Consider the following 12,391-nt stretch of genomic DNA (forward strand, 5'->3'; position numbering starts at 1 on the left):
TATCCCTGCAAATGGCTTGATCGCGACGCACCCCGCGTGAGAGTCTGCGTGGACACGTCATCTGCGGCGAAATGCGCTGATTCGGGTGAGTGGTGTGTAGCCGCCCTTGATTTCCTTCAGATCGGAGAATTTCCGAAATGACAGCAAAGTCCAGGAGTCGTCTCTCGGTTGTCGCCGCTGCCGCTGCGTGCTTGCTCCTGGGGACCGCCACGTCCGCCAGCGCAGGCACGGACTCGCCCGGTTCGGACGCGAGCAACGGTGACGGTTATGCGTACTTCGTGTCCAACGGCGACGATTTCCGCATCCATGACAGCCAGTGCGACGGCGGCACCGTCTGGGCCGAGCTGACCTGGTACAAGTCCGGAAGCGGATGGCATTTCCGGACCATTCACAACACGTCCGGATGCGGCACCACGGACACGAAGCACCCGTGGTCGGACATCCCCGAGGGCGCGACCGTGTGGGTGCAGGCCTGCGGCGGCATGGACAGCAACTATTCCAACAGCGGCGACGGCTACCTCGGCACCGGTCACGACTGCGGCTCCACCGAAATAGGCGTCGCCTGAGCCTGGCGTTTCCGGCCGAAAGCGGGGTCTGGGGGCGCAGCCCCCAGGGACGGGCACGGGAAGGGGCGGCGGGGGCGAAAACCGCACCCTGCCGCCCCACCCGCCTCACTCCTCCCGGAGCTCCAGCAACTGGTTCGCCTCGGCCCGCCGGGCCTGCACCGTCTCGTCCGGCCCGGCGGCCTCCTCGTAGCCCTCGTACGCCGCCAGAACCGCTCGGGCCCGCGCCGCCGCCGAGGCAGGACGCCCCAGGTCGGCCTCCAGCCACCCCGCCGCCAGCTCCGCACCGGTTCTGGAGTGCAGCGCCTCCGGCCCGAGGGAGGCGATCACGGAGACGGCCTCCGTGATGTGACCCAGGGCCTCCTCGAACGCGGCCCGGGCGGAAGCCCCCTCCGCGTCGTTGGGCACGGAACGGACCACGAGATCCCCGAACTGGCGGTAGGTGTGGCCGAGTTCGGCGACGAGGCGATGACGCGCGTCGGAGTCCTCCGGCGAGCCCGAGTCGAGGGACGCGCCCGCGATCGCCGACTCGCACTCCCGCACCGCCGCCCCCATCAACTCCCGCGCCCCGTCGAGCCCCCCGTCCGTACGAGCCGCCGCCCACGCCCGCGCCCGCAGCGCCCGAACCAGCCCATGGGCGTTGCCGAGGCCACGCCAGAGATCGCCGGCGCGGGCGTACGCCTGGTCGGCCTGGCCGGGCAGCCCGGCGTGCCCGAGGGCCTCGGCGGCGAGATGCGCGAGCATCGCGTGGTCGCGCTGCTCGGGCCAGTGCTGGGCGATGTCGGCGGCCCGCAGCCAGTGTTCGGCGGCCTCGCGGTGTTCACCGAGCTCGGTGAGGCAGTCGCCGAGCCACCACCGCGTCTGCACGATCGCACCGTCACCGTGCATGTCGGTGGTCAGATCGGGCAGTGCCGACTCCAGTACCTCGGCGGCCTCCGCCCACCGCCCCTGACGGAGCAGGAAACCGCCGAGCTGGTGCCGGGCCCAGGCGCCGAGCGTGCCGGCCTGGCCCGCCTCGTCGGCCCAGTGCGCGGCCTCCAGGGCGTGCTCCGAGGCGGGCCGCAACTGCCCACTGGTGCCGAGGATTTCGGCGAGCTGGAGGTGCAACTGGGCCTGGCCCATGGGTTCCAGGTACGCCCCTGCGTGGTCCAGCGCCGCGCGCGCCGCCCGTTCCGCCCTGTCCGTGTCACCGAGGCGCAGGGCGATCCCGGCGAGCCGGGAGTCGTACTCGACGGCGAACCACGGCAGCCCGGCCGCCACGAACGTCTCCACGGCCAGCGAGAGCCGTTCCGTGGCCTCCTCGGCGTCCCCGGAACGCGCCGCGAGCTCCCCGAGCATCGCCTGCGCCTCCGCCGCCCGCGAGGCCAACGGGACGTCCGCCACATGCGGCTCGGCAAGCGCCAGCAACTCCCGCGCGGCCTCCTCGGCGGCGGCCACGACATCGCCCCCGGCCTCCGCCGAGCCTGCCGCCTCGGGCTCGGCCCCGGCGCCGCCCTCCGCCTCATCCACCCGGTGCATCAAGATCCGCGCCCGCCCCACCAGCACGGACGCCGTCTGGGACACCCCCGTCCCGCCTTCCTCGAAGAGGGCGAGCACCTTCTCGTACAGCTCCGAGGCGGCCGTCAGGGCCTCCTCCGTCGCGCCGCTCAGCGCGTGGATGTACGCGGCGCGGGAGCGGGCCGCCAGCGCCTCGCCGGGGTCGCCCGCCTCGGCGTACAGCTCGGCCGCGCGGTGGAAGAGCTCGATGCCCTCCGGGCCGCGCTCCATCGCCGCGTGGTCGGCGATCTCCGCGCGGTCACGGAGATCCAGCTCGTGGCCCTCGGCGGCGCGCGAGACCGCGGCCCACGCTTCTACGGCCTCCGGACTGCGGAGGGCCGAGAGCCGCCGGGCATCGGTGAGCAGCGCGGACAGGTCGGGCTCGCTGGAGGCCACCGCGGCGGCTTCCTCAGCTGCTTCCGTGACGGCGCGCGGCAGAGGCGCGGGCGCCGTAGCGCGCAGCCCGGCGCGCGCCGAGCGTGTGGAGCGCACGCCCAGCGGGAGCCGGTCCACGAGCGCCGGCTGATCCATGCGCGCGCGGGCTCGCTCGCTGACGTACGACGTGCCGTTGCGCGCGTCGAAGCGCGCGGCCAGCGAAAGCGCCTCCCCGCGCGCGTGGACGGCGAGCTCCCCCGAGGTCCACACGCGCCCGGCGGGACCGGGCACCGCCTGGTCGCCGAGTCCGAGCCCGGTCAGCCGGTCCATGAGCAGCGCCGTGACGGCCATGAAGTCCAGCTTGCTGCGCGGGTCCCCGGAGTCCGTGAAGTAGGAGGGCCGCTCGGCGAGCAACTCCAGGGCGCGCGCCTCGTTGCCGGAGAGCGCGCAGAACTCCACATGGTCCGCGTACGCGCCGCGCATGCTCTCCATGGGGCGCACCAGCCGGAAGCCCCGCAGGTGATGGGCGCGCGCCTCGTCCACGCGCCCCAGGCGCAGCAGGGACACCAAGGAGGAGGCGAGGACGGTGTGCGGCTCGTGGGCGCAGGTGTACTCGCCCTCCAGGACCGGTCCCCACAGCTCCAGCGCCTCGGCGTCCGCGCCGCGCACCGCCCGCCACCAGCCCTGGCTGTGCAGCTCGCAGGCGTGGCAGTCGGCCATGGTGTCCCGGTCGGCGGCCAGCCAGGCGGTGTACGCCCGCTCGGCGCGCTCCAGGTCGCCCAGGTGGGCGGCGACGCTGAACTCGGCGCCGCGCACGGCCCGTTCGGAGTGCCCGGCCAGCCGGTAGCGGTGCTCCATCTCGCCGAGCCACTTCTCTATGGAAGCGAGCGGAATGTGCGGCTGGTCGAGCATGCCGGCGGACATCCACTTGAAGACCCAGTGCAGCGAATGGATCTCGTACTCGTCGAAGTCCTCGGGGCGCTCGTCCCACATGCGCAGCAGGCGCGCGAAGGGGACGAACATCTTGTCCTTCTCGGAGCTGTAGTTGTAGACCTTCAGCTGGTGTCCGAGCGCCTCGATGACGGCGAGCGGGATGTTCAGCTTCTCGGCCTCGACGAGCAGCTGCTCCGCGCGCGCGTTGCGGGCGGGCCCCTCCGGCTGCTCGTAGTTGTCCGCCATCGCCTGGCGCAGCGTGTCGAAGTCCATGGCCTGGCTCATCGGCGGTCGTCCTTCCCGGTGTCGGTGTGGGTGGCCCACTCCAGGAGGCCGATGAACGCGCGGTTGAGAAGCGCGGAGTCGGCCGGCCGCAGGGGGCGCTGCGCCATGAGGAGGGCTTGCCCGTAGAGGGACTCGGTGGCGGTGCCTATCAGCTCCGGGTCATTGAGTGAACTGATCCTTCGGATCAGCGGGTTGAGGTGGTTGAGGACCAGACGCGCGCGTGGAGCGCTGCCCCGCAGCGAGCCGAGAATGCCCGCCCACAGGTCGTCGGCCTGCTCCTCCGCCTCCGCGCGTGCCTGCTCGTGGCGGGCCGCCCGGTCGTCCAGGTGCAGTGCCGGGACCGACAGCGGGTGGAAGGCGCGCAGGACCACATCGCAGCCCAGGGGGTCGAGTTTGGCCCGCGCGGCTGCCAGGAAGGCCGACAGAGCCAGTTCCTCGGCCGGGTCGACCGCGTCCAGGTGCGCCGTCACGGTGTCGGCGTCCAGCTCCGACACGACCGTTCCCGGACGCACCGACGGCAGCGCCTCGATCAGCTCGCTGTCGTACGTGTAGCCGCCGTTGATCACCCCGACGCCCTGCGCGGAGGCGATCGGCGCGACCTGCCGGTACTCCTCCACGGTCCGCGTGAAGTGCACCACCGGGTGCCGCTGCGCGAACTCCTCCAGGGACAGCCGCCCGTCGGTCGTCTCGAAGGGCAGCCACGGCAGCATTGTGCGCAGCATTTCCCTGTCGTGCCGCGCCAGGGACTTCACGCCCAGGTAGTGGACGGAGAGGAAGGCCTCCAGGCGCTCCGGGTCACCCGCCGCGAGCCCGGTCAGCCAGGAGCGAATCCTTTCGCCCAGCGCTTCGCGTACGGCCGCGAGCGTCTCGTCCTCGTACAGCGACTCCCGTGACGCGGTGGGCCGCAGGCTGTCCGTGTCGAGGACGCAGCGCACGAAGAACGCCCAGTCGGGCAGCAGCTGTTCGGCCCGCTCGGTGAGCAGCATGCCCTTCAGGTGCACGCGGTGGCCCGCCCGCTGGGCCGGGCTGACCGCGGACGGCAGGACGTACGCCACGCCCCGGATCCCGGCGAGCGGCACGTCCAGGTCGATCGAGTCCAGCGGCGTGAAACCGAACAGGTCGTGGCAGTGCCGTGCCAGCGCCACCCTTCGGGTGGCAGGGCTCGGATAAGGACGGTCCCAGGGCGCCGGAAGGTCCGCGATCACCTCGTCGCCGACGCGCACGTCGTACGGCAGCAGCGACCCGAAGTCCCGAGCCAGCGACCGGACCCGCTCCTCGCTCAGCCACTCGCCGGCCCCGGCGCGCGCCACCAGGTGCACGGTGGTGCCCGGTTCGGTGCGCGCCTCGTGCGGCAGCGTGCGCACGGTGTACGAGCCGTCGTCGGCCGCCGTCCACTCCACGGGCGCCGCGTCGGGCGTCCGGGCGCTGCGGCTGACGACGCGGATGCGCTCGGCGACGACGAAACACGCCAGCAACCCGATGCCGAACTGCCCCAGGAAATCGGACCGGGCCGACTCCAGACCGTCGTTCCGCTTGGAGCTGCGCCCGATCGTCGCGAGGAGGTTGTGCACGTCGGACTCGGTGAGCCCCACACCGGAGTCCTCCACCCGCAGCGCGCCGCCCTCGGCGTACAGGCGCACGGTGGCCGGGGCATGGGGCTGCTCGGCGCGGCGCGCGGTGATCGCGTCCACGGCGTTCTGCAGCAGTTCGCGCAGATAGACCTTGGGACTGGAGTAGAGATGATGGGAGAGCAGGTCCACCAAACCGCGCAGGTCGACCTGGAACGTATGAGGTGACTGGGGTGCCTGTGATGGCTGTGAAGTCTGGGAGTCCATCGTCGCTGCGCCGGTCGGTGGGGGGACGGGCGACGGCGCGGGGTCGGGCGGTCCCGGCGGACGGTGACCGCGAAGAGGGCCGGAGCGGGTCATCCTAGGCCCGGAACGACCCGCCTGACCAGCGGATTTCCAGGACGTATACGGCATTGTCAGTGCGGTGGTGTGCAATGGATCTCGTGCCCGTGCTCGAAGAACCACTGAAGAAGGCGCTCGGTCCCGCCACCGCGAAGGTGATGGCCGAGCACCTCGGCCTGCACACCGTCGGCGATCTGCTGCACCACTATCCGCGCAGATACGAGGAGCGCGGGCAGCTCACCCACCTCGCCGACCTCCCCATGGACGAGCATGTGACGGTGGTCGCCCAGGTCGCCGACGCGCGCCTGCACACCTTCGCCTCGTCCAGGGCACCCCGAGGCAAGGGCCAGCGCCTCGAAGTCACCATCACGGACGGCAGCGGCCGCCTCCAGCTGGTCTTCTTCGGCAACGGCGTGCACAAGCCCCACAAGGACCTCCTGCCCGGCACGCGCGCGATGTTCTCCGGCAAGGTCTCCGTCTTCAACCACCGCCTCCAGCTGGCCCATCCGGCGTACGAGCTGCTGCGCGGCGACAGCGACGAAGCCGCCGAGAGCGTCGACTCCTGGGCGGGCGCCCTCATCCCGATCTACCCGGCCACCGCCAAGCTGGAGTCCTGGAAGATCGCCAAGTCCGTGCAGACGGTGCTGCCGAGCGCCCAGGAAGCCGTCGACCCCCTCCCGGACTCCCTCCGGGACGGCCGCGGCCTGGTCGCCCTCCCCGAAGCCCTCCTCAAGATCCACCGCCCGCACACCAAGGCCGACATCCACGACGCCCGCGCCCGCCTCAAGTGGGACGAGGCCTTCGTCCTCCAGGTCGCCCTGGCCCGCCGCCGCCACGCCGACGCCCAACTCCCGGCCGTGGCCCGCACCCCCAAGCCGGACGGCCTGCTCACCGCCTTCGACGCCAAGCTGCCCTTCACCCTCACCGAGGGCCAGCAGAAGGTCTCCAAGGAGATTTTCGACGACCTCGCCACCGAGCATCCGATGCACCGGCTCCTCCAGGGAGAGGTCGGATCGGGCAAGACGATGGTGGCCCTGCGCGCCATGCTCGCCGTCGTCGACGCGGGCGGGCAGGCCGCGATGCTCGCGCCCACCGAGGTGCTCGCCCAGCAGCACCACCGGTCGATCACCGAGATGATGGGGGAGCTGGCCGAGGGCGGCATGCTCGGCGGGGCCGAGCACTCCACCAAGGTCGTGCTGCTCACCGGGTCCATGGGCGCGGCGGCGCGGCGGCAGGCGCTGCTCGATCTGGTCACCGGTGAGTCCGGGATCGTCATCGGCACGCATGCGCTGATCGAGGACAAGGTGCAGTTCCACGACCTGGGCCTGGTCGTGGTCGACGAGCAGCACCGCTTCGGCGTCGAGCAGCGCGACGCCCTGCGAGGCAAGGGCAAGCAGCCCCCGCACCTCCTGGTCATGACCGCCACGCCCATTCCGCGCACCGTCGCCATGACGGTCTTCGGCGACCTGGAGACCTCGGTCCTCGACCAGCTCCCCGCCGGACGTTCGCCCATCGCCAGCCATGTCGTCCCGGCCGCCGACAAACCGCACTTCCTCACGCGCGCGTGGGAGCGCGTACGCGAGGAAGTGGAGAACGGCCATCAGGCCTACGTCGTCTGCCCCCGCATCGGAGACGAGGAGGACGACCCGAAGAAGACCAAGAAGAAGTCCCCCGAGGACGAGGCCGAGAAGCGCCCTCCGCTCGCCGTCCTCGACGTCGCCGACCAGCTCGCCAAGGGCCCCCTCCAAGGCCTCAAGGTCGAGGTCCTGCACGGCCGTATGCAACCCGACGACAAGGACGCCGTGATGCGCCGCTTCGCCGCGGGCGAGACGGACGTCCTGGTCGCGACGACCGTGATCGAGGTCGGGGTGAACGTGCCGAACGCCACGGCGATGGTGATCATGGACGCCGACCGGTTCGGCGTCTCCCAGCTCCACCAGCTGCGCGGCCGCGTCGGCCGAGGCTCCGCCGCCGGACTCTGCCTCCTGGTCAGCGAGATGGCGGAGGCGAGCCCGGCCCGCCAGCGCCTGACCGCGGTGGCGTCCACGCTCGACGGCTTCGAGCTCTCCCGCATCGACCTCGAACAGCGCCGCGAGGGCGACGTCCTCGGCCAGGCCCAGTCCGGCGTCCGCTCCTCACTGCGCATGCTCGCCGTCATCGAGGACGAGGAGATCATCGCGGAGGCCCGCGAGGAGGCCGCCGCAGTCGTCGCCGCCGACCCGGAGCTGGAGCGGCTCCCCGGCCTGCGCACCGCCCTGGACGCCCTTCTCGACGAGGAGAGGGAGCAGTACCTGGACAAGGGCTGAGAGGCAGGGAAGAGACGAGGACTGAGAGACTGGGCCCGACACACCCCCAGCGCAAAGGACCCTCATGACCCGCGTGATTGCCGGCCGGGCGGGCGGACGCCGCCTAGCCGTCCCGCCGGGCACCGGCACCCGGCCCACCTCCGACCGGGCGCGCGAGGGCCTCTTCTCCACCTGGCAGTCCCTGCTCGGCGGCCCGCTGCACGGGGAGCGCGTGCTCGACCTGTACGCCGGCTCCGGTGCCGTCGGCCTGGAGGCGCTCAGCCGCGGCGCCGGACACACGCTGCTCGTCGAGGCCGACGCCCGCGCGGCCAAGGTCATCCGCGAGAACGTCAAGTCGCTGGGTCTCCCCGGCGCCGAGGTCAGATCGGGCAAAGCGGAGCAGATCATCCAGACGCCGGCGCCGGCAGACCCGTACGACCTGGTCTTCCTCGACCCTCCGTACGCCGTCTCGGACGACGATCTTCGGGAGATTCTGCTCACACTCCGCTCGCAGGGCTGGCTCGCGGCCGAAGCCCTCGTCACCGTGGAGCGCAGCACCAGAGGCGGCGAATTCGGCTGGCCCGACGGCTTCGAAGCGATCAGGGCCCGTCGTTACGGCGAGGGGACGTTTTGGTACGGTCGCGCCGCCTCTACGTGCGAAGACGCACGATGACCGGACCGGAGAGCGAGGGACCACAGTTGCGCCGCGCCGTCTGTCCGGGGTCATTCGACCCCATCACCAATGGACACCTCGACATCATCGCCCGCGCTTCCAGGCTGTACGACGTCGTGCACGTCGTGGTGATGATCAATCAGTCGAAGCAGGGCCTGTTCACCGTCGACGAGCGGATCGAGCTGATCCGCGAGGTCACCGCCGAGTACGGCAATATCCAGGTCGAGGCCTACCACGGCCTGCTCGTCGACTTCTGCAAGCAGCGCGACATCCCCGCCATCGTCAAGGGTCTGCGCGCGGTCAGCGACTTCGACTACGAACTCCAGATGGCCCAGATGAACAACGGCCTCTCGGGCGTCGAAACGCTGTTCATCCCGACCAGCCCCACCTACAGCTTCCTCTCCTCCTCGCTGGTCAAGGAGGTCGCCCAGTGGGGCGGCGACATCTCCCACCTGGTGCCACCGGTGGTCCTCGACGCGCTGAAGGAACGACTCGGCAAGGGCTGAGCCCCTGACAGTCCGTCACCCGGTGTCGGGCGGGGCAGGAGTGGTCGTACAGTCGACCCGTCCGTCTCCATCACAGCTGTAGAGAGTGGCGAGCACACGGTGGACGTGCAGAAGAAGCTCGATGAGATCGTCGGGGCGGTCGGCAGCGCCCGCTCCATGCCCATGTCGGCCTCGTGCGTGGTCAACCGCGCCGAGCTGCTCTCGATGCTCGAAGAGGTGCGCCAGGCGCTGCCCGGCTCCCTCGCCCAGGCCCAGGAGCTGATCGGCGGCCGCGAGGAAATGGTCGAGCAGGCCCGTCAGGAGGCCGAGCGGATCATCCAGGCCGCGCACGCCGAGCGCGGCTCCCTGATCTCCGACACCGAGGTCGCCCGCCGCTCCCAGAACGAGGCCGACCGCATCCTCGCCGAGGCCCGCAAGGAGGCCGAGGAGGTCCGCGCGGAGGCCGACGACTACGTCGACTCCAAGCTCGCCAACTTCGAGGTCGTCCTCACCAAGACCCTCGGCTCCGTCGGCCGCGGCCGCGAGAAGCTCCTCGGCACCGGTCCCGGCATCGACGAGCAGGGATACGAGGACGAGGACGCCCCCGAGCGCAGCCACGACCCGGAGACCCTGCGCCGCAACGCCGACGAATACGTCGACGTGAAGCTCGGCGCCTTCGAGGCCGTGCTCGCCAAGACCCTGGAGGCCGTCGGCCGCGGCCGGCAGAAGCTGCACGGCCGGATCGCCAGCGACGACCTGGGCGACCTGAGCGCCTTCGGCGAGGACGGGACGCCCGGCCTGCACACCAGCGACTCCGACTACCTGGCCGGCCTCGCGGAGCTCTCGGACGCCCCCGAGCAGCCCGCCCAGACCCCCGAGGTGCCCGCCCAGCCGTCGTACGGGCAGCAGGACGCCTACGCGTACCAGCAGCAGGCCGATCCATACGGGTATCAGCAGCAGTACGCCCAGCAGGACGCGTACGGCTACCAGCAGGCCGACCCGTACGCCGCCTACCCGCAGCAGCAGGGGTACGACCAGCAGCCGGCGTACGACCAGAGCGGGCAGCAGGCCTACGCCCAGCCGCAGGCGCACGCCATGGATCAGCAGGCGCACGCCATGGATCAGCAGGCGCACAGCCTCGACGAGACCAGCCTCTTCGACACCAGCATGATCAGCGCGGAGCAGCTGCGGGCGTACGAGCAAGGGCGCGGCGGTCACTGATTCCGGTGGCCGCGGCCCCCGAGGCCGGGGCGCACGCCGGTGCGCGGGATGGGCAGCGCACACCGGATTGGGCCGAGAGCGAAAGGTCCAGTATCCTGGCTCTTCGGTCGCGCGTACGTCCGCGATCAACGCTGCCCACGGAACACCAAGGGGTGGCAACCCCTTGAGCTTCGAAGATCGAAAGCAGGAATGGCTCTGAACACCCGCCTCGACCACCGCAACCCTCTCGTGTTCGACACACACGAGCTGGGGCGGCGTCCTGGCGCGCTGCAGCGCTTGACCCGCACGATCGACGCCCCCAAGGATCTCGGGATCCAGGGAGTCATCGGAGTGCCGGAAGGCGCCCCGGTGGAGCTCGAACTCCGCCTTGAGTCGGTCATGGAAGGGGTGCTTGTCACAGGCACCGCCCGTGCGCAGGCCAAGGGGGAGTGCGTAAGGTGTCTGGAGCCGCTTGAGCAGGAGCTCGCAGCGGACTTCCAGGAGATGTTCTCGTACCCTGACGCCGACGACCGGGGCCGCGTGAAAGCGGAGCCGGTCGACGACGCCGAGGAAGACGAGGACAGGCTCTTCATCGAGGACGGTTTGTTCGACCTCGAATCCGTGCTGCGTGATGCGGTGGTGCTCGCACTGCCGATGCAGCCGGTGTGCCAGGACGACTGCCCCGGCCTGTGCTCCGAATGCGGAGTGCGGCTCGCGGACGACCCGGACCACCACCACGACGCCGTCGACATCCGTTGGGCGGCACTGCAGGGACTCGCTGGTTCATCCGGAGACGGCGAGAAGGACGAGTTGAGCGGCGGCGCGCTTCCATCAGCGCACGTCGACGAGAAGCAGGAGAAGTAGCCGTGGCTGTTCCGAAGCGGAAGATGTCGCGCAGCAACACGCGCCACCGCCGGTCGCAGTGGAAGGCTGCGGTCCCCACCCTGGTTGCGTGCGAGCGCTGCCACGAGCCCAAGCTGCAGCACATCGCGTGCCCCGCTTGCGGCACCTACAACAAGCGCCAGGTCCTCGAGGTCTGAGCGGCTGGTGAGAGGTCTGATGTCTGACGCCAAGGCGGACTCAAACGCCAAGAAAAAGGCGGACAACACAGCCTCGTCCCACACGCTTCTGGAAGGGCGGCTCGGGTACAAGCTCGAGTCCGCCCTTCTGGTGCGTGCGCTGACCCACCGTTCCTACGCGTACGAGAACGGCGGTCTGCCGACCAACGAGCGTCTGGAGTTCCTCGGGGACTCCGTGCTCGGCCTCGTGGTCACGGACACGCTGTACCGCACCCACCCCGACCTGCCCGAAGGCCAGCTGGCCAAGTTGCGGGCCGCGGTGGTCAATTCTCGTGCGCTGGCCGAGGTGGGCCGCGGGCTCGAACTCGGCTCCTTCATCCGGCTCGGCCGGGGCGAGGAAGGCACGGGAGGCCGGGACAAGGCGTCCATCCTCGCCGACACCCTTGAAGCGGTGATCGGCGCGGTCTATCTCGACCAGGGTCTGGACGCGGCGGGCGAGCTCGTCCACCGGCTCTTCGACCCGCTGATCGAGAAGTCCTCGAATCTGGGAGCGGGCCTGGACTGGAAGACCAGTCTCCAGGAGCTCACCGCGACCGAGGGGCTCGGCGTGCCCGAGTACCTGGTCTCGGAGACCGGCCCGGACCACGAGAAGACCTTTACTGCTGCCGCCCGCGTCGGAGGCGTCTCGTACGGCACCGGCACCGGCCGCAGCAAGAAGGAGGCGGAGCAGCAGGCCGCGGAGTCCGCGTGGCGTGCGATCCGTTCCGCCGCGGACGAACGCGCGAAGTCGGCCAAGGCCGCCGAGCAGGCGGCTCAGGCCGCCGAACAGGCGGCCGAGGCCACCGAGGGGACCGCCGACACCCCCTCGGCCCCGACGAGCGACACGGCCACGGCCTGATTCCTTCACCAACACACGAACCCCGTCGCAGCGCCCGCGCCGCGACGGGGTTCGTGTGTTGAGGGGCTCGTGCCGCACAGCGGACGCGGGCCGGCCGTGAACGACGGTCCGGTCCCCGCCACGCATACGGCCGACGCGTGCGGCAACCGGGGGAGCCGTACCGGAGGATGGGCGCCGAGGCCACGGCGGTACGCTGCGGGCAAAGCCCTGTACCCCCGCCCCTCCGGAG

Annotated in this window: 9 protein-coding genes and 1 pseudogene; 8 read left to right on the plus strand and 2 right to left on the minus strand. The window is 71.0% G+C overall.

The window, feature by feature from the left end; translation table 11 throughout:
* The first annotated feature begins 191 nt into the window (after window positions 1-191).
* Entirely contained in the window at window positions 192-566 is a 375-nt protein-coding gene (locus OG975_RS33905; protein ID WP_406333100.1) for a hypothetical protein, read from the plus strand.
* A 105-nt stretch (window positions 567-671) separates the two neighbouring features.
* Here the strand turns inward: OG975_RS33905 and OG975_RS33910 are convergent, their stop codons facing one another.
* Window positions 672-3,692, minus strand: a complete 3,021-nt coding sequence (locus tag OG975_RS33910) for a tetratricopeptide repeat protein (RefSeq protein ID WP_406333102.1) — start codon at window positions 3,690-3,692, stop codon at window positions 672-674.
* On the minus strand, window positions 3,689-5,527 hold the full coding sequence (locus OG975_RS33915; RefSeq protein WP_406333103.1) for an HSP90 family protein: 1,839 nt from the start codon (window positions 5,525-5,527) through the stop codon (window positions 3,689-3,691). The genes OG975_RS33910 and OG975_RS33915 overlap by 4 nt, the downstream gene beginning before the upstream one ends.
* A 167-nt stretch (window positions 5,528-5,694) precedes the next feature.
* On the opposite strand from OG975_RS33915, the gene recG reads away from it, so the two are divergent.
* The 7 genes and pseudogenes from recG (at window position 5,695) to rnc (ending at window position 12,162) form a co-directional block, all read left to right on the plus strand.
* Window positions 5,695-7,908 (plus strand): ATP-dependent DNA helicase RecG, encoded by a 2,214-nt coding sequence (gene recG, locus OG975_RS33920; RefSeq protein WP_406333104.1) that lies wholly within the window; start codon window positions 5,695-5,697, stop codon window positions 7,906-7,908.
* Between the two features lie 61 nt (window positions 7,909-7,969).
* A pseudogene (gene rsmD, locus OG975_RS33925) lies at window positions 7,970-8,560 on the plus strand (16S rRNA (guanine(966)-N(2))-methyltransferase RsmD); the annotation flags it as partial.
* Window positions 8,557-9,066 (plus strand): pantetheine-phosphate adenylyltransferase, encoded by a 510-nt coding sequence (gene coaD, locus OG975_RS33930; protein ID WP_330307547.1) that lies wholly within the window; start codon window positions 8,557-8,559, stop codon window positions 9,064-9,066. The pseudogene rsmD and the gene coaD, both read left to right, overlap by 4 nt.
* A 99-nt stretch (window positions 9,067-9,165) precedes the next feature.
* Entirely contained in the window at window positions 9,166-10,266 is a 1,101-nt protein-coding gene (locus tag OG975_RS33935; RefSeq protein WP_406333105.1) for a cell division initiation protein, read from the plus strand.
* Window positions 10,267-10,455: 189 nt separating this feature from the next.
* Complete coding sequence (locus OG975_RS33940; protein ID WP_406333106.1) at window positions 10,456-11,109, plus strand: YceD family protein; 654 nt, start codon at window positions 10,456-10,458, stop codon at window positions 11,107-11,109.
* Between the two features lie 2 nt (window positions 11,110-11,111).
* On the plus strand, window positions 11,112-11,285 hold the full coding sequence (gene rpmF, locus OG975_RS33945; RefSeq protein WP_006139588.1) for a 50S ribosomal protein L32: 174 nt from the start codon (window positions 11,112-11,114) through the stop codon (window positions 11,283-11,285).
* Between the two features lie 19 nt (window positions 11,286-11,304).
* Complete coding sequence (gene rnc, locus OG975_RS33950) at window positions 11,305-12,162, plus strand: ribonuclease III (RefSeq protein WP_330307550.1); 858 nt, start codon at window positions 11,305-11,307, stop codon at window positions 12,160-12,162.
* Window positions 12,163-12,391: the final 229 nt, after the last annotated feature.

The organism is Streptomyces sp. NBC_00203 (assembly GCF_045206325.1).
Taxonomy (GTDB): Bacteria; Actinomycetota; Actinomycetes; order Streptomycetales; family Streptomycetaceae; genus Streptomyces; species Streptomyces lutosisoli.

Bases quoted from the DNA above. Each gene is read 5' to 3' on its own strand.
- rnc (WP_330307550.1), top strand. From the start codon at position 11,305: ATGTCTGACGCCAAGGCGGACTCAAACGCCAAGAAAAAGGCGGACAAC.
- OG975_RS33940 (WP_406333106.1), top strand. From the start codon at position 10,456: ATGGCTCTGAACACCCGCCTCGACCACCGCAACCCTCTCGTGTTCGAC.
- coaD (WP_330307547.1), top strand. From the start codon at position 8,557: ATGACCGGACCGGAGAGCGAGGGACCACAGTTGCGCCGCGCCGTCTGT.
- OG975_RS33915 (WP_406333103.1), bottom strand. From the start codon at position 5,527: ATGGACTCCCAGACTTCACAGCCATCACAGGCACCCCAGTCACCTCAT.
- OG975_RS33910 (WP_406333102.1), bottom strand. From the start codon at position 3,692: ATGAGCCAGGCCATGGACTTCGACACGCTGCGCCAGGCGATGGCGGAC.
- recG (WP_406333104.1), top strand. From the start codon at position 5,695: ATGGATCTCGTGCCCGTGCTCGAAGAACCACTGAAGAAGGCGCTCGGT.